Annotated in this window: 16 protein-coding genes; 13 read left to right on the top strand and 3 right to left on the bottom strand. The window is 64.5% G+C overall.

Going from position 1 to position 17,547, the window contains the following annotated elements; all coding sequences use genetic code 11:
* Positions 1–124: 124 nt before the first annotated feature.
* On the top strand, positions 125–1,150 hold the full coding sequence (locus CK228_RS11470; protein ID WP_095787925.1) for a sugar-binding transcriptional regulator: 1,026 nt from the start codon (positions 125–127) through the stop codon (positions 1,148–1,150).
* Here the strand turns inward: CK228_RS11470 and CK228_RS11465 are convergent.
* Genes CK228_RS11465 through CK228_RS11455 form a run of 3 tightly spaced genes read right to left on the bottom strand, consistent with a single transcriptional unit; the run spans position 1,137 to position 4,318 of the window.
* Positions 1,137–1,988 carry a TIGR01459 family HAD-type hydrolase gene (locus CK228_RS11465; RefSeq protein ID WP_095787924.1) on the bottom strand — a complete coding sequence of 284 codons (852 nt, stop codon included), beginning with the start codon at positions 1,986–1,988 and terminating at the stop codon, positions 1,137–1,139. The two genes, CK228_RS11470 and CK228_RS11465, sit on opposite strands and share 14 nt — an antisense overlap.
* Positions 1,985–3,259 (bottom strand): FGGY-family carbohydrate kinase, encoded by a 1,275-nt coding sequence (locus tag CK228_RS11460; RefSeq protein ID WP_095787923.1) that lies wholly within the window; start codon positions 3,257–3,259, stop codon positions 1,985–1,987. Before CK228_RS11460 ends, CK228_RS11465 begins: the two co-directional genes overlap by 4 nt.
* Positions 3,260–3,274: 15 nt before the next feature.
* A complete protein-coding gene (locus tag CK228_RS11455) occupies positions 3,275–4,318 on the bottom strand; it encodes a class II aldolase/adducin family protein (protein ID WP_095787922.1) in 1,044 nt (347 codons plus the stop codon).
* A 182-nt stretch (positions 4,319–4,500) separates the two neighbouring features.
* Between CK228_RS11455 and CK228_RS11450 the strand changes: the two genes are divergently transcribed.
* From CK228_RS11450 to CK228_RS11395, 12 genes are all read left to right on the top strand, one after another.
* Positions 4,501–5,283, top strand: coding sequence for a DeoR/GlpR family DNA-binding transcription regulator (locus CK228_RS11450; RefSeq protein ID WP_095772216.1), 783 nt, complete (start codon positions 4,501–4,503; stop codon positions 5,281–5,283).
* Complete coding sequence (locus tag CK228_RS11445; protein WP_095787921.1) at positions 5,280–6,659, top strand: carbohydrate kinase; 1,380 nt, start codon at positions 5,280–5,282, stop codon at positions 6,657–6,659. The genes CK228_RS11450 and CK228_RS11445 overlap by 4 nt, the downstream gene beginning before the upstream one ends.
* Positions 6,656–8,200, top strand: coding sequence for a sugar ABC transporter ATP-binding protein (locus CK228_RS11440; RefSeq protein ID WP_095787920.1), 1,545 nt, complete (start codon positions 6,656–6,658; stop codon positions 8,198–8,200). Before CK228_RS11445 ends, CK228_RS11440 begins: the two co-directional genes overlap by 4 nt.
* Positions 8,197–9,189, top strand: coding sequence for a ribose ABC transporter permease (locus CK228_RS11435; RefSeq protein ID WP_095787919.1), 993 nt, complete (start codon positions 8,197–8,199; stop codon positions 9,187–9,189). The genes CK228_RS11440 and CK228_RS11435 overlap by 4 nt, the downstream gene beginning before the upstream one ends.
* Before the next feature lie 80 nt (positions 9,190–9,269).
* The gene (locus tag CK228_RS11430; protein WP_032931897.1) at positions 9,270–10,208 is read left to right on the top strand and encodes an ABC transporter substrate-binding protein; all 939 of its coding nucleotides are present in this window, start codon (positions 9,270–9,272) and stop codon (positions 10,206–10,208) included.
* A 69-nt stretch (positions 10,209–10,277) separates the two neighbouring features.
* A complete protein-coding gene (locus CK228_RS11425; protein ID WP_095788045.1) occupies positions 10,278–11,171 on the top strand; it encodes a sugar phosphate isomerase/epimerase in 894 nt (297 codons plus the stop codon).
* Positions 11,172–11,310: 139 nt separating this feature from the next.
* A complete protein-coding gene (locus tag CK228_RS11420; protein WP_095788044.1) occupies positions 11,311–11,664 on the top strand; it encodes a cupin domain-containing protein in 354 nt (117 codons plus the stop codon).
* Between the two features lie 147 nt (positions 11,665–11,811).
* Positions 11,812–12,738: a transcriptional regulator gene (locus CK228_RS11415; protein WP_095772221.1), complete on the top strand. Its 927-nt coding sequence runs from the start codon at positions 11,812–11,814 to the stop codon at positions 12,736–12,738.
* A 104-nt stretch (positions 12,739–12,842) separates the two neighbouring features.
* Positions 12,843–14,348: an alpha-N-arabinofuranosidase gene (locus tag CK228_RS11410; protein ID WP_095787918.1), complete on the top strand. Its 1,506-nt coding sequence runs from the start codon at positions 12,843–12,845 to the stop codon at positions 14,346–14,348.
* Between the two features lie 114 nt (positions 14,349–14,462).
* Positions 14,463–15,737 (top strand): extracellular solute-binding protein, encoded by a 1,275-nt coding sequence (locus CK228_RS11405; protein ID WP_095787917.1) that lies wholly within the window; start codon positions 14,463–14,465, stop codon positions 15,735–15,737.
* A 57-nt stretch (positions 15,738–15,794) separates the two neighbouring features.
* On the top strand, positions 15,795–16,679 hold the full coding sequence (locus CK228_RS11400) for a sugar ABC transporter permease (protein ID WP_095772224.1): 885 nt from the start codon (positions 15,795–15,797) through the stop codon (positions 16,677–16,679).
* Positions 16,676–17,518, top strand: coding sequence for a carbohydrate ABC transporter permease (locus CK228_RS11395; RefSeq protein WP_095787916.1), 843 nt, complete (start codon positions 16,676–16,678; stop codon positions 17,516–17,518). Before CK228_RS11400 ends, CK228_RS11395 begins: the two co-directional genes overlap by 4 nt.
* Positions 17,519–17,547: the final 29 nt, after the last annotated feature.

The following is a 17,547-nucleotide window of genomic DNA, read 5'->3' as shown; positions in this document are numbered from 1 at the left end:
GGCCGGCCAGGGCCAGCCACCGACTCTACATTGTTCCTATCGATTGGTAGATCAATAGGCGATACTAGACCAGCATGCAGAATCGGCGACGGCGCGCTCGTCCGTCGCCGCGGGGGAGGGATGATTGGCCAGGCGACGACAAATCGAAGAAGGGCGGGCCGAAGAAGGGCGGACAGGAGCGGAGACGACCGAGCAGGTCGCTGGTGAAAGCCGGACGGACCGCCTCAGGATTCGCGCCGCCTGGATGTATTTCGTCGAGCAGATGACGCAGAACGAAATCGCCGACGTGCTTGGCGTCGGCCGCGTCACCATCGTGCGCATGCTGGCCGAGGCGCGCTCGCGCAACGAAGTGAAGATCACCATCGAGAGCGAATTGTCGGAGATCGTACGGCTGGAGCGCGCTCTGGAGCGGACCTTCGGCCTGCAGCAGGCGCTGGTCGCCCCGCTCACCGCGCCCAATGCCGATCCGATCCCCGCAATCAGCGCCAAGACCGGGGCTTTCCTGTCCGACACGATGAAATCCGGCATGCGCGTCGGCGTCGGCTGGGGCCGGACGCTGTTCTCCAGCCTGCCCTTCATCAGCGCCAAGTCGCTCTCCGATTTCAAGGTCATTTCGCTGCTGGGCGGTGTCGGCGTCGTGCGACGCTACAACCCGGCCGAGTTCGCCTGGCGCTTCGCCCAGATCTTCCAGGGCGACGGCTATCTGATCCCGACGCCGGCCGTTGTCGACAGCGTCGAGACCAAGATCGCGCTGGTCGAGCGCTGCGGCCTGCAGGAGGTCTTTGAGATGGCCAACGTGCTCGATGCGGTTCTGCTGAGCGTCGGCGGCATCGCCTCGGCCACCACCTTCTCTCGCGGCGGTTTTCTCAGGGAAGCGGACCGCGAGGCCCTGCTCGAGCGTGGCGCTGTCGGCGACCTTCTGTTCCATTTCTTCGACCGCAACGGCGATCTGGTCGACCATCCCGTCAACAGCCATGTGATGTCGGTGGAAGTCGACCGTCTGCGCGCGGCGCCAATCCGCATCCTCACCTCCGGCGGCGAGGAGAAGACCGAGGCGCTGCTCGGCGCGATGAACCTGATTGCGCCGACGATCCTGATCACCGACGAGGAAAGCGCCAAGCGCATGCTCGAGGCGGTCAGCGCAAGCTGAAGGATGCCGTGATGTAGTCGGGCCAGGCCTGTTGCTCGTCGAAAACGGCGGCAAGGTCCGGCGTGTCCGCCAAAATGCCGCCGAGCACCAGCGCCGTGGCGACGCCGGCGCCATTGCCGCCAGCTATGTCATGCTCGACGCTGTCGCCGATGCAGACCACGCTGCCGCGGTCAGGTTCGCTGGCCAGCGCCAGGGCCGCGTCGAAGATCGCCGGATAGGGCTTGCCGATGCGGGTGACGCTGCCGCCCAGGCTTTCGTAGAGGTCGGCGATCTCGCCGGCGCCGAAGCGCGGTCCGACCGCCGTCAGCATGATCCTGTCGGGGTTGGTGCAGAAGCACGGCACCTGTCGCGCCGCCGCCGGGGCGAGCAGCCGGCGATAATGGTCGAGGTCGTGGCGGTCGCCCTCGCTGGCCGAAATCAGTACCAGTTCGGCGTCCTCGCCGGCCTCGGTCAGCACAAAGGGCAGGCCCTCGACCGCCGTGCGGTCGTTGTCGCGGCTGATTAGCAGGCATTTTGTCCCCCGACGCAGCTTTCCCGATGCCGCCATCTCGTTGAAGGATCGCCACGCCACCTCGCCGGAGGAGACAAAATGGTCCCAACTGCCGGCGGCGAAGCCGAGTTTCAGCAAGCGGTCCTCATTGGGCCTGGCGCGTTTGCCGGAATTGGAGATCAGCACCACCGTCTTGCCGCCGCGCTTCAGCGCCGACAATGCCTCTACCGCGCCTGGATAAGGAGCCTGGCCGTCATGCAGCACGCCGAACTGGTCGAGCAGGAACACCTGGTAGCGCTCGGCCAGCGGCCCGATACCGTCGAGGCGTTCGATTGCTTTCGCGCTCATGCCAGTCCTGCCTTGCTTGCAGCCTTTAGCGCCAGCCGCGCCGTGCCGGCGGCCGCCTCGTCGGAAAGTGCGGGCAGGAAATCGACGCCGAGCTTGCGTCGCCGAATCGCGGTCCAGGCCGGATTTGCGGCGCCGCCGCCGACGCTCCTGACCGAGGTCAGCGCCGGCGCGCCGAGCTCGGCCAGCCTGCGGTAGCCGAGCGCCTCGATCGCCGCCATGCCCTCGAACATCGCCTTGAGATAGTCGGTGTCGCTTTCCGGTCGCGGCGAAAGACGCGGCGGCAAAGTGGGATCGGCGATCGGAAATCGTTCACCCGTCGTACTAAGCGGATAATAGTCGAGACCGGTTTGCGTCGTAGGATCGATTGCCGCGCTGAGTTCGATGATCCGCGCCAGCGGAAAATGCTGGGCCAGCACCTTGCCGCCCGAATTCGACGCGCCGCCGGCCAGCCAGGTGTCGCCAAGGCGATGGCTGTAGATGCCGAAGCGCGGTGCCGAGATCGGCCGGCTGGACAGGATCTTGATGGTGAGCGAGGATCCCAGCGCCGTGACGCCGTCGCCGGCCGTCGTGGCGCCCGTCGCCAGGAACGAGGCACAGCCATCCGTCGTGCCGGCGACCACGACCACATCGCGCGGCAGGCCGAACAGTTCCGCGGCGCCCACGGTGAACGTGCCGGTGACATCGCCCGGCTCGACCACATGAGGCAGCAAGTCCATGCGCATGCCGGTGGACGCGATCCAGTCCGGCCAGCGGCGCGCCTCGACATCAAAGCCCGTCTTCAGCGCATTGTTCTCGTCACTGACGTCGTAGCGGCCGGAGAAGTTTGCGGCGATCCAGTCGGCCTGGTGCAGCACGGCCGCGATGCCGGGCAGATGCTGGAACCGTAACGCCTTGGCCAGGCCTGAAGTCGCGCCGTGCGCGGCGCTCGCCTCAGGCGCCTCGCGGGCGATGGCTGCCAGGATGCCGGCGTCGTCGACCTTGTCGTTGTACATCAGCGGCTCGGCCAGCGGTTGCCCGGCGGCGTCGACGGGCAGCAGCGTGCCCGACGTGCCGTCGACGGCGATGGCGCGGACAGCAGTGCGGTCGATGCCCGAAAGCAGTTCTGTCAGAGCCGCCCGGACCGCTTGCCACCATGCCGCGGGGGAGCGGGGATTTTGGCCGAATTTGTCGAGCCGGACCGCCGACTGGCCGGCAATGGAAAAATCCGGACGCATGGCGACGGCGCGCGCGCCCGATGTGCCGATGTCGATGCCGATGACAAGAGGCATCATGTCTTCAGTCCTTTGCTAGCCGCCTGTGGCATTGAGCTTCTGGCGATACTGCTCGGCGTCCCAATTGACCAGTTCGTCGTTCTCGGCAGCGGTGAGATAATTCAACCGCGCCGCGACGTCGACGCGAGCCGTCACGTCGGCGAGGCAGCGCTGCATGGCGTCGGCGCCAGCACTGGCGTCGCCGCGCATCAGCACGCCGGCGCCGGGAAACAGGATCGCCACAGGGGCCGTGCCGAGGCGCGCGGCGACGCTAGCCGCGTTCTCGCCTGGCTTGGCCACCACCGAACCTTGGCCGAGGAAGATGACATGGTCGGGATAGAGGCTGCCGGCCTCCGCCATGCGGCGGCTTTGCGCATCGAGCGCAACTGCGTGGGCTTCCAGATCCACCGGCAGCCGGTAGGCGCTATCGGCGGCAAGCGCTGTCAGGGCCGCGATGTCGGGCGCGGCGGTCGCGCGCGCCGGCCGTGCCAACAGCGAGCGGACGCGATGGAGCAGCCGCTCCGCCTCGGCCACGGTTTGCGCGGCGACGACCAACCCATGATTGCCAAGGATCAGCACATCGACACCAGGCCGCGGTTTCTCGGCAATGCCGCGGGCGAGCGGCAGACCCGGCCGGCAATAGGGCACATAGGCACATTCGACGCCGCGGAGCCGCCTGGCGACCTCGGCCTCGCCGTCGGCCTGCACGGCAAGCGAAATCGTGTCGACGCAGTGGACATGCAGAACCACGCGTTGCGGCATCAAGGCATGCACCGTGGTTTCGATCGAGGGGCGCAGGCCGCGCGGATTGAGTTCGTCGATGGCGAAGGCCTGCGGCTTGTCGGCGGCGGGATCGCGCTCTTCGACCGCCTTGAGCAGCGGCGCCATCGCCACCGGAACCATGATGTCGTCGCTGAGCGCATCCTTCAGCCAGGTGCCGGAGGCCTTGATCCACAGCGTGTCGCCGGCCTTGAGCGACGTGTTGCCGCCCGCCGCCTGGGTCATATGCGGGTTGAGCCCGATACGGGCTGAAAGCGTCCGCAAGGCCGCCAGTTCCTGCGCGTCAGCTTGGGTTGCCATGGCGCCTTTCCTTCAACGCTTGCCCGGGATCCGCCGCCGGGACCGGGTGTTGGCGCTGATATCGCAGATGCGAGCGACTTACGTCAACAGTGATCTACTATCATCAAAACCAGCTTGCAATCTGACTAATGTTGAGTAAGTTGCACCAATTGCCGTGGAAAATGGCATTGGGAGGAAAAGAGTTGAGCGACTCCGGCCGCCAGCGTCAGATCGTCGAACTGCTGCGGGACCGCCCGTTCGCCTCGGTGCGCGAGCTGCAGGAGCGGCTTGGCGTTTCGGCGGCGACGGTCAGGCGCGACATCGACCGGATCGACGAGGCCGGCGAGGCGCGCAAGGTCTATGGCGGGATTTCCGCGCTCGACGGCGCATCGCATGCGGGTGTTGCCTATGCCCGGCCCTATGACGAGAACCGTGACCTCGCAGTCGAGGCCAAGCGGCAGATCGCGGCCATCGCGGCGACCATGGTGCGCGACGGCGACGCGGTCATCGTCCATGGCGGCTCGACCTGCTTCCATCTCGGCGTCAAGCTCGCCGAGCGCAACATCCGCCTCTACACCAATTCGATGCCGCTCGCGGCCTATCTGAGCGACCATGGCCATTGCAGCCTGACCGTTGCCGGCGGCGAGCTGCATCGCGAACCCGGCATCATCCATTCGTCGGTCCAGGCGACGCCCTTCTACGCGTCGAAATTCTTTCTCGGCGCGCAAGGCCTCAACCAGGAAGGCGTGCTGGAATCGCATCCGCTGCTGGTGCGCTCCATTGTCGATCTCAGCCTGTGCGCGGACCAGATCGTGGTGCTGGCCGACAGCCGAAAACTGTCGATCCACGCGCGCAATGTCGCTCTGCCGCTGTCGCGCATCGGCACGCTGATCACCGACGACGGTCTTTCGGATGCCGATGCGCGCATGCTGGAGGATGCCGGCGTCATGGTGCGGATCGCGTCCACCACGGGAGCCGTCCCGTGAAAGTGGCGGTGCTCGATTTTGGCAAGACCAATTCGAAGCTGTTCGTCTTCGGCCAGGATGGACGCATCCTCGACGAGCGCCGGACCCAACCGAAATGGATGCGCCAGGACGGCTTCAGCGTGCTCGACGAGGCCGCCCTCCATGACTGGGCGCTCGCTGCCGTCACGGAGGCGGTCGAAAACCATGGCGTGGAAGGGGTGATGGTGTCGGGCCATGGCTGCACCTTCGCCCTCGTGGACGACGCGGCGCTGACGCATCCGATCCTCGACTACGAACAGGAGCCGCCGGCCGAAATCGCTGCCCGGATCGATCGCCGCATTCCGGATTTTGCCGAGACGTTCTCGCCCCGCCTGCCGCTCGGCTTCAACTATGGCCGTCACATGCTGTGGCTGCAGGACGTCGATGCCGATGCGTTCGCGGCGGCGAAATCGATCCTCGGCTACCCCCAGTTCTGGAGCTGGCGCCTCGGTGGCAGGCCGGTCTCGGAGGTATCCTATCTCGGTTGTCATTCGCATTTGTGGGCGCCGCGCAAACGGGACTTTTCCTCATTGGTCGATGCCGAGGGCTGGCGCCGCCAGATGCCGGCCTTCGCGCGCGCCGGCGCGGTCATCGGCGAGCGGCGTCTTGGCCGAGCGGCACGGCCAATCGCCATCCACAATGGCGTCCACGACTCGAATGCGGCGCTCCATGCCTATCGCCGCCAGGAGCTTGGCCCGCTGACCGTGGTGTCGACCGGCACCTGGGTCGTCGTGCTCAATCCCGACTGCCCGCTGGACGTTCTCGACCGTGACCGCGACATGCTGGTCAATGTCGATGTCGACGGCGACCCGGTGCCGACCATCCGCTTCATGGGCGGGCGCGAATTCGCCGCCATCAGCGGCGACTGGCAAGGCGCGATCCCGCATGGCTCGATCCAGCAAGCGATCGATGCCGGCATCATGGCGCTGCCGAGCTTCGCGCCGGGGGGGCCGATGCCGGACCATCCCGGCCGCCTGGTCGGGCGCACGCCCGATGCCGCAGAACGCGCCGCGGCGGCGCTGCTCTATGTGGCGCTGATGGTCGATCTCTGCCTTGACCTCATCCATTCTCAAGACACCGTCATCGTCGATGGCGGGCTGAACGCTGGCGGCCTGCTTGCCGGAGTGTTGGCTGAGCTGCGTCCCGGCCAGGCCTTCCTGCAGGGCGCCACGCTGGAGGGCAGCGCCACGGGCGCGGCAGCACTTGCCTTCGAGGGCGTCGGACGCGACTTCGCCGCCGAGGCGCCGGAGCCGGTGCATGCGGCACGCGTCGCCGGCCTTGCCGGCTATCGCGACGCCTGGCGCGATCGCGTTGGCGGGCAGGGCGACGCCATCAAGGCGGCGGGTGGTGCACGATGAGCGCGGCGGCACAAAAGCGGGCAAGCGGCCATCCGGTGCTGGAGATGCGGCACATCTCCAAGACCTTCGGCGCGATCCGCGCCTTGCAGGATGTTTCGCTCACCGTCCATGCCGGCGAGCTGCATGCCCTGATGGGTGAGAACGGCGCCGGCAAGTCGACGCTGATGAAGGTGCTGTCGGGCGCCTATCGGCCGGATGCCGGCGGCGAGATCCTGATCGATGGCGTGCCCGCCGCGACCGGCGATCCGATCAAGGCTCGCGCCGCTGGCATCGCGGTGATCTATCAGGAGCTGTCTCTGGCGCCCAATCTGACGGTGGCGCAGAACATCTTCCTCGGCAACGAGCCGCGGCGCTTCGGCATTGTCGACCGCGACCAGTGCAACCGGCGGGCGAACGAAATCATCGCGCGGCTCGGCGTCTCCTTCTCGGCGCGTGCGCTGGTCTCCAGCCTGTCGCTCGGCGAGCGCCAGCTGGTCGAGATCGCCCGCGCGCTGTCGACCAATGCGCGCATCATCGTCATGGACGAGCCGACGACGTCGCTGACGTCGCGCGAGACCGACAGCCTGTTCGAGGTGATCGCGACGCTGAAGGCGCATGGCATCGCCATCATCTACATCAGCCATCGCATGGAAGAGGTCTACCAGCTCGCCGACCGTGTCAGCGTGCTGCGCGACAGCGGCTATGTCGGCACACTGGAGCGCGCCGACCTCAACGCCTCGCGGCTGGTGTCGATGATGGTCGGCCGCGATCTCTCCGCCTTTTACAAGAAGGATCATCGTCCGCCGGACGCGAAGCGCGCCATCGCACTCTCGGTGCGCGGCATGTCCGACGGACGTCTGCTGAAGAACTGCTCGTTCGACCTGCACAAGGGCGAGGTGCTGGCTCTGGCAGGTCTTGTCGGCTCCGGCCGCACCGAGCTCGCCCGGCTGATCTTCGGCGCCGACAGGCGCAGCGCCGGCACGCTGGAACTCGACGGCAAACCGATCTCAATCGGCTCGCCGCGCGAAGCGCTCGACGCCGGCATCGCCTACCTGACCGAGGACCGCAAGGAACTCGGCTTGTTCCTCGACATGTCGATTTCCGACAACATCAGCATGGGCGTGCTGGCCAGGGACGCGCGGACCGGCGGATTGCGCGACTTCGGCGCCGCCGACAGGCGCGCGGCTAAAGCCATCGCGGACCTGTCGATCCGCACCCGCTCGGCGCAGGCCAATGCCGGCTCGCTGTCGGGCGGCAACCAGCAGAAAGTGCTGCTCGCCCGGCTGCTTGAGACCGAGCCGAAGGTCGTCATCCTCGATGAGCCGACGCGCGGCGTCGATGTCGGCGCCAAGTCGGAAATCTACCGGCTGATCGACAACCTCGCCAACCGGGGCATCGCCATCCTGATGATCTCCAGCGAATTGCCCGAGGTGATCGGCGTCGCCGACCGCGTGCTGGTGATGCGCGACGGCGCCATAGCAGGCGAGGTGACGGCATCCGGAGGCGAGCCGCTGCGCCAGGAGGCGATCATGGAACTTGCGACGGGAGCGGCCCAGGAATGACCGACAGAACGACGACGAGCGTGGATCAGGCGGCGGTCAGGAGCCGGCGGCTGCGCACAACCTTCGCGGCGCTCGGCATGCTGCCGGTGCTGGTGCTGCTGGCGGCCGGCTTCCAGTTCATCAATCCCCGCTTCCTCACCGAGACCAATCTGCTCATCGTCACGCAGCAATCGTCGATCAACATCGTGCTTGCCGCCGGCATGACCTTCGTCATCCTGACCGGCGGCATCGACCTGTCGGTCGGCTCCATCCTCGCCGCGTCGGCGATGGTGGCGGTGCTGGTGTCGTTGGTGCCCGACTGGGGTCTGCTCGGCGTGCCGGCGGCCATCCTCGTCGGCCTCGGCTTCGGGCTCGTGAACGGGCTGCTCGTCGCCTATATCAGGCTGCCGCCGTTCATCGTCACGCTGGGTTCGCTGACGGCCGTGCGCGGCATCGCCCGCCTGCTCGGGCAGGACACGACGGTGTTCAACTCGGACCTGCCTTTCGACTTCATCGGCAATGGCTCGCTGTTCGGCATTCCCTGGCTGGTCGTCATCGCGCTGTCGGTCGTCGTGCTGTCCTGGCTGGTGCTCAAGCGCACCGTGCTCGGCACCTGGATCTATGCCGTCGGCGGCAATGCCGAGGCGGCGCGGCTGACCGGCATCAAGGTGCCGCTGGTGCTGCTCTTCGTCTATGGCGTGTCCGGCCTGCTCGCCGGGCTCGGTGGCGCCATGTCGGCGGCAAGGCTTTACGCCGCCAACGGCCTGCAGCTCGGCCAGTCCTACGAGCTCGACGCCATCGCCGCCGTCATCCTTGGCGGCACCAGCTTCGTCGGCGGCGTCGGCTCGATCTGGGGCACGCTGATCGGCGGCCTGATCATCGCGGTGCTCTCCAACGGGCTCATCTTGGCCGGTGTCTCGGACATCTGGCAGTACATCATCAAGGGATTGGTCATCATCGTGGCGGTCGCCCTCGACCGCTACCGGCTCCAGGCAGGGGCGAGAACGTGAGTGACCTGGTCGCCGGCATCAAAGACCGGCTTGTGTAACGCACCGTGAGAGGCTCGGTGCATCAGGAGGAAGTAAGCGTAATGAAGACCATCGCCAAACTGCTCTGCGGCGCCGCGTTCGCGGCCGTCGCCATCGCGCCGGCATCGGCCAAGGACCTCAACAAGGTCGGCATCTCGGTCGGCCTGCTCGGCAACCCCTTCTTCGTCGCCACCATCAAGGGCATCGAGGACGCGGCCAAGAAGATCAACCCGAAGGTCGAGGTGACGTCGGTATCGGCCGACTATGATCTCAACAAGCAGGTCTCGCAGGTCGATTCCTTCATCGCCGCGGGCGTCGACGTGATCATGCTCAACGCGGTGGACGCCAAGGCGATCGCGCCGGCGGTGAAGAAGGCACAGGCCGCCGGCATCATCGTCGCCGCCTTCGACGTTTCGGCGCCGGGCGCCGACGTCACCGTGATGACCAACAACGTCAAGGCCGGCGAGGAAGCCTGCCAGTACCTGGTCGATCATACCGGCGGCAAGGGCGACTACGTCATCCTCAACGGTCCGGCATCGTCGTCGATCCTGGAGCGGGTAAAGGGCTGCAAGAACGTGCTCTCGCAGCATGCCGACATCAAGATCCTGTCCGACGACCAGAACGCCGAAGGTTCGCGCGACGGCGGCCTGAAAGTGTTCCAGTCGCTGCTCACCCGCTTCGACAAGATCGACGCGGTGTTCGCCATCAACGATCCGACGGCGATCGGCGCCCAGCTTGCCGCCAAGCAGCTCAACCGCTCGGAATTCATCTTCACCGCGGTCGACGGCGCGCCCGATATCGAAAAGGAACTCTCGTCCGGCTCCTCGATGATCAAGGCCTCGGCCTCGCAGGATCCCTATGTGATGGCCGGCCAGTCGCTGACGATGGCGGCCGAGCTGCTTGCCGGCAAGAAGCCGGCTGAGGCCACAGTGCTTCTCGATCCGAAGCTGATCACAGCCGAGAACCTGAAGGACTACAAGGGCTGGACCGCGGCCCGCTGATCACTCCAACAGGCGCGGCCGGACTTGTCCGGCCGCGCCTTTCTTCATCACCGCGAACCGGAGACGATCATGGCGCGCATCGGAATCCATTCTTTCGTCTGGTCGGCAAGCTCGGAACAGAGCGAGCTTGAACGCACGCTGGCCAACACCAGGGAGGCCGGCTTCGATCTGATCGAGTTCTCCTATCTCGACCCGGCCAATGTCGACATTGGCGGGCTTGCCAAACGCATCGCCGATCTCGGCCTCGGCGTGGCGATTAGCATCGGATTGCCTGTTGACGGCGACATATCGAGCGCCGACAACGCGGTCGCCGCGCGGGGCGTCGAGGTCCTCAACGAGACCATCGCGCTGACGCGCGATCTTGGCGGCCGCAAGGTCGCCGGCATCCTGTCGGCAAGCCACGGCCTGCAGGTCGAAGCGCCGACGCGCGACCAGTGGACCCGCAGCGCCGCAACGCTGGCCAAGGTCGCCGAGACGGCGAAGGCGGCCGGCGTCACGCTCAATCTCGAAATCGTAAACCGCTTCGAAAGCAACCTGCTCAACACCGCCGCGCAAGGTCTCGCCTTCATCGAGGATAGCGGCTCGGACAACATCTTCCTGCACCTCGACACGTTTCACATGAACATCGAGGAAGCCGATGTCGGGCTGGCCATCCGCCACGCCGCGGGCAAGATCGGCTATGTCCATATCGGCGAGAGCCATCGCGGCTTCCTCGGCACCGGCAATATCGATTTTGCAGCGATATTCGATGCGCTGACCGCCATCGGCTATGCCGACGATCTCAGCTTCGAATCCTTCTCGTCGGAGATCGTCGACGAGAACCTGTCGAAGAAGACCGCCATCTGGCGCAATCTGTGGACCGACAATATGGCGCTCGCCAAGCACGCGCGCGCCTTCATCGGCCTCGGGCTGGAGACGGCGCGGCGCAAGGCGGAACTGGTCTCGGCCCGTCACAAGGCGTAGGGCGGCCGCGGGCGGCAGGCCCCCCGCAGGCGTGATGCCTGGATGCGTAAACGCTTTCGTTCCCGGGGTGCATGCATTGCCCCGGTCCCGTGCATCGGCTATCCGACCTCCGCGACACATGAAGCAGAAGGAACCCGGCATGACGAACAAGACGATCCTCAAATTCGGCCCCGTCGAACACGCGGAAGCCGGCGACCTGCCTGGCTGGGTCGTGGTCGAAGGCCACCCGACCATGCAAACCGCTGTCCAGCACACGACGGAGGACGGCAAGGTGATGTCGGGAACCTGGCGGGCGTCGCCCGGCACCTATCACGCGACCTACACCGACTATGAGTTCGTGCACATGATCGCCGGCCGCATCATCATCACCCCCGACGGCGGCACACCGGTCGAAGTCGGCCCCGGCGACGCTTTCGTGGTGGAACCCGATTTCAAGGGAACCTGGAAGATCATCGAGCCGGTGACCAAGCATTTCGTCGTCCGGGTGGCCTGAGCCGGCCGCCTCGGTTGTGCCAAGCTGGCAGGTCGGCAATGGGCCGACCTGCAAGTGGCGGGGACCATGCGGTTCGATTTACAACGCCGTGGCTTTATTTGTATCTGATCTGCTGATACATAACCCGTGTGACCAGTGCGGGGCCATATGTCGAATGAAATCATGGTTGTCGATCCGCTTGAGCGGCTCGACCTGTTGAAGAGCCTGGCGAGCGAGGTTCGGGTCCGGATTCTCGAACTGCTGCACCGCAAGGGGCCGAAAAACGTCAATCAGGTGGCCGAAGAACTGGGTCTTCCGCAATCGACGATTTCGGCAAACATCCAGGTTCTTGTCGATGTCGGTTTGATCGAGACGAAATCACAGAAGGCGCGCAAGGGAAGCCAGAAGGTCTGCTATTCGACCTTCTCCGAGCTGGTTGTCGTCTTCAAGGACCGCACCCCGGCGCAGGATCTCGGCGTCATAGAAGTGGCGATGCCGCTTGGGCTCTATACAAGATGCGAAGTTTCCGCTCCCTGCGGCCTGTGTTCAAAGGACGGCGTCATCGGACTTCTCGATGTGCCCGACACCTTCCTTGATCCCGACCGTATGCGGGCCGGGCTGCTGTGGTTCACGCGCGGCTTCGTCGAATACCAGTTTCCCAACAATGCGACGCTTGCCAATGCCAAAGTCGGCGGGCTGGAACTGGCGATGGAGCTTTCGTCCGAGGTGCCAGGCACATCGAAGGATTGGCCGTCGGACATCACGGTCGCGATCAACGGACACGAGATAGATACCTGGACGGCGCCGGCCGACTATGGCGACAAGCGCGGCAAGCATACGCCCGGCTGGTGGAAGCTGGCCGGATCACAGTATGGCGACCTCGCACACTGGCGCGTCACGAACAACGGCACCTATCGCAACAACACCAAGGTTTCCAAATGCTCGCTGGCTGATCTGGAGCTCGAGCGGCACCGCTCGATCCGGATACGAATCGGCGTGAAGGATGATGCCCGTCACCCCGGCGGCATAAACATCTTCGGCAGCGGCTTCGGCAATTACAGCAACGACATCGTCCTGCGCCTGCTGAAGGCTTGAGAGCATATTTGGCCCTTGACGCGCGGACGAACTCGACCCTTAACTGATCCACGACCCGGATATAGATCGGAAAGTCGGATTGATAGTCCGCAGTGGGAGGGATCATGAAGGCCAGAGTCACGGCGAACGCGGCCTATGCCGTCGCGGATATCGACAAACGCCTTTACGGCTCGTTTCTCGAGCATCTTGGCCGGGCGGTCTACACGGGCATCTACGAGCCCGGACACCCGCAAGCGGACGCGGAGGGGATGCGCAAGGACGTGATCGAGCTGGTGCGTGCGCTCGACACTCCGATTTGCCGCTACCCAGGGGGCAACTTCGTGTCCGCCTATAATTGGGAAGACGGCATAGGCCCAAAGGAGAACCGCCCGCGGCGGCTCGATCTTGCGTGGCGCACCACGGAGCCGAACCTGGTCGGCATCCACGAATTCGCCGACTGGGCCGAAAAAGCCGGCACCGAGATGATGCTTGCGGTCAATCTCGGATCCCGCGGCCTCGACGAGGCGCGGGCCTTCGTTGAATACGTCAACCACCCGGGCGGCAGCTACTGGTCCGACCTCAGGGCCAAGAACGGACGCGCGCAACCCTGGAACTGCCGCCTCTGGTGTCTCGGCAATGAAATGGACGGCCCCTGGCAGGTCGGCCACAAATCGGCGAGCGAATACGGCCATCTCGCCAACGAGACCGCCAAGGCGCTGCGCGGCCTCGACCCGACGGTGGAACTGGTCGTGTGCGGCTCGTCGCATTCCAATATGCCGACCTATCCGCAGTGGGAAGCGACGGTGCTGGAGGCGACCTACGAACAGGTCGACTACATCTCTCTCCACATGTATTTCGAGAACTACGAGAAGAATACGGCCGAGTATCTCGCTCTTCCGGCCAAGCTCGACCGCTACATTGGCACGGTCGCGGGCATCATCGACTATGTGAAGGCCAAGACCCGCTCGAAGCGGGACGTGAAGATCTCCTTCGACGAGTGGAACGTCTGGTACCATCAGCGCAAGCAGGACGCCGCGCGCATGCGCAGTTGGGACTGGCCGGAAGCACCCAGGCTTCTGGAGGACATCTACAATTTCGAGGACGTGCTGCAGGTCGGTTGCATCCTCAACACCTTCATCCGCCGGTCGGATGTTGTTCGCATCGCCTGCATTGCGCAGCTGGTCAACGTTATCGCGCCGATCATGACCGATCCCGGCGGCAGCGCCTGGAGGCAGACGATCTACTGGCCTTTCATGCTGGCCTCCAGGCACGGCCGCGGCACCGCGCTGCAACTCGCGGTCGAGGTCCCTACCTATGACGCGGCCGCGGCCGACAAGGTGCCATGGCTCGACATAGCAGGCGTGCACGATTCGAACGCCGGCACGCTGACCTTCTTCGCAATCAACCGGCATGGGTCCGAGACGATAGAGGCCGACGTCGCCCTCGAGCGGTTCGCCGCCAAGTCCATCGAGCATACGATCATCCGTCATGACGATCTCGAGGCCTGCAACACGAAGGAGGCGCCGGACAACGTATCACCGGTCAAAGGCAATGGGGCAACGCTCAGCAGCAAGGGAATGACGCTGAACTTGCCGCCGCACTCCTATTCGATGGTGCGCGTGACGCTCTGAGTTAATATCCGACCATCAGATACATACCGTAAAATCCGTTGCAGGCGGATTGGTTTGGTGTAGCATTGAAACGTTCAAGGCGGATCTAACCGCCGTACTCGGGAGGAAGCTGAGATGAACTTTCGCAGGATGATGGCCATAGCGGTGGTTGCGGCCGGAGGAATTTGGGCCGTCGCGGCCCAGGCCGAAGAAACCGTCATGTGGTGGGATTTCCTCGGCGGCGGCGACGGTGTGCGCATGAAGCAGATGATCGCCGACTTCAACACTGCTCACGCCGGCAAGATCAAGATCGACGCCACGACGCTGGAGTGGGGCACGCCCTTCTACGCGAAGGTGCAGACCTCGGCGGCGGTCGGTGAGGCGCCAGACGTCATGACCTACCACGCCAGCCGCATCCCCCTGGCGGTGAGCCAGGACATTCTACAAGAAATCACCGCCGACGACATGAGCAAGATGGGCCTCTCGGCCTCGGACTTCGCCCAGACGACGATGGGCGCCGTGACGGTCGACGGCAAGCAATACGCAGTGCCGCTCGATACCCATCCGATCGTCCTGTATTACAATCGCGCCCTTCTGAAGAAGGCAGGCGTGCTCGGCGACGACGGCCGTCCCATGGGCATGAAAAACAAGGAGGAATTCACCGCGACACTGCAGAAGCTGAAGGATGCCGGCGTCGAGTTCCCGCTGGGCAGCGTCACCGCCGACGGCAACTTCATGTACCGCACCATTTACTCGCTGGTGTGCCAGCAAGGCGGCGAGCTTCTGACGGGCAACGAGTTCCTCGCCGGCGACAACGGCAAGAAGCTGGCGAACGCATTGACAGTCCTGCAAGGGTGGACGAAGGCCGGGCTGCAGTCGACCTACACGGACTATCCCGCGACCGTCGCTCTGTTCACCTCGGGCAAGGCCGCAATGATGATCAACGGCGTCTGGGAAGTTCCCACGATGACCGACCTCGCCAAGCAAGGCAAGCTGTTCGACTGGGGCGCCGTCGAGATCCCGGTGATCTTCGACAAGCCATGCACGTATGCGGACAGCCATTCGTTCGCAATCCCGAAGAACAAGGGCAAGGAGATCGGCCCGGAAAAGCGTGCCGCCGTTCTCGAGGTGATCTCATGGATGGACAAGCACTCGCTGTTCTGGGCGACGGCAGGCCACATCCCGGCATACAAGCCAGTCACCGAGACGGCCGAATACAAGGCAATGCAGCCCAATGCGACCTACTCGACGCTGACGGCCAACATGATCTTCGATCCTAAGTCGCCCAAGGCCGGTGTCGCCGGACCGATCTTCGACATCATGTCCAATTACTTCGTGCCGACCCTCAACGGCGAGATGGACCCGGGCGAGGCGGTGAAATCCATCAAGGAAGAGCTGAACAGCATGTAGGGCTCAAAGGCTGGGACCCCTGCCCAGGGTGGTCCCAGCCATCTCCAAGGAAGAGCCATGCTTCGCAACTCCCGCACTGAACGTCTTGTCGCGCTGGTGCTGATCGCTCCTTTTCTGGCGATCTACCTGCTGGCGTTCGTCTATCCGACGGTCCAGATGTTTCGCATCTCCTTCACCGATGCGCCGCTGATCGGCACGGGGCGGTGGGTCGGTCTCGACAACTACCTGCGGCTTGACAACGACCCGATGTTCCGGCGCGCGCTCTGGAATACCGCCTACTTCGTGGTGATGACGGTCGTCCCCGGGACACTCATCGCCCTGCTGATCGCGCTTGGCGTTTCACGTCTCAAGGGCCGGTTCCAGGCGATCGTGCTGGCGCTGTTCTTCCTGCCCTACATACTGCCGGTGTCCGTCGTCTATCTGATCTGGGACTGGACGCTGAATTTCCAGTTCGGGATCGCGATGCATGTGCTGGACTGGCTGGGAATCCCGCGCGTGCCGGTCTTCAAGTCGCGCGTCTGGTTCTTGCCTGCGGTGGCCGGGGTGACGATCTGGTGGACCGCGGGCTTCTCGATCCTCCTCTTCCTCGCCGGATTGCGGTCCATACCAATGGAGATCTACGAAGCCGCCGCACTCGACAACTCGACGCGATGGACGACCTTCCGGCGTATCACCTGGCCCCTGCTGTGGCCGATCACCTCGCTGGTATTCACCATTCAGCTCATCCTGCAGCTCAAGATCTTCGATCAGGTCTATCTGTTCTCGATAGGCGGCCGACCGAACGACAATATGGTGCTTGTCTACTACGTCTTCCAGAAGGCCTTCCAGCAGAACCAGGGAGGCAGGGCGGCGGCTGTCGCCGTCACCCTCTTCGTGCTCGTGGTGGTCGTCTCGGTCCTGCAATTCCAACTGCTCCGGTTTGCCGAAAGGCGGCGCCGATGAACGCCATGGCAGCGAAACGCTGGAACGTCTGGGGCGGGATTATCACGGCGCTGACGCTCGTCTGGGCCATCCTGTGGGCGTTCCCGCTCTATTGGGGCGTGATCTCATCGCTCAAACCGGACGACGAGGTCATCCGGCCTTACATCGAACTCTGGCCCGAGACGCCGACGCTGGAGAACTACATTGACGCCCTGACCACCACCCAGATCGGCGCCTGGTACGTCAATTCGGTGGCGGTCGCTGTCGGCGTGACGATGATCACCATCTTCATCTCGATGCTGTGCGGCTACGCGATCTCGCAGTTGCGGTTCCCGGGGCGGATCGCGCTGTGGTGGCTGATCCTCGCCTCCTTCATGGTGCCGACTTCGGCGCTGATCATCAATCATTTCGTGCTGGTCGCCAACCTTGGCCTGCTCAACAGCTGGGCCGGGATCATGTTGCCGCAGCTCATCCACCCCGTCATCATCATCGTGTACAAGCAGTTCTTCGACCAGGTCCCGAAGGACTTCCGCGAGGCCGCGGTCATGGACAATGCGTCTGAATTCGGGATCCTCTTCAAGATCTACATGCCGATGAACTGGGGGGTAACGACGGCGCTGTCGATCGTCTGCTTCATCTGGACGTGGAATGCGTTCTTATGGCCGTTCCTCTCGGTGACCCGCACCGAGATGATGACGATCACCGTCGGCATCACGCAGGTCAATGACGCCTTCGGTGTCTATTACGCGCGCCAGCTGTCGGCAGCCGTACTGGCCGGCCTTCCGGTGGCACTGGCCTACCTCTTCTTCCAGCGCCGGGTAACCGAAGCGATAACGCTCTCGGCAGGCATCAAGGGCTAAAGCGCGTCGCGTGGAACCGGATTTAGGCT

Source organism: Mesorhizobium sp. WSM4312, assembly GCF_002294875.1.
GTDB lineage: Bacteria > Pseudomonadota > Alphaproteobacteria > Rhizobiales > Rhizobiaceae > Mesorhizobium.
This window is presented reverse-complemented; position numbering and strand designations above follow the sequence as displayed.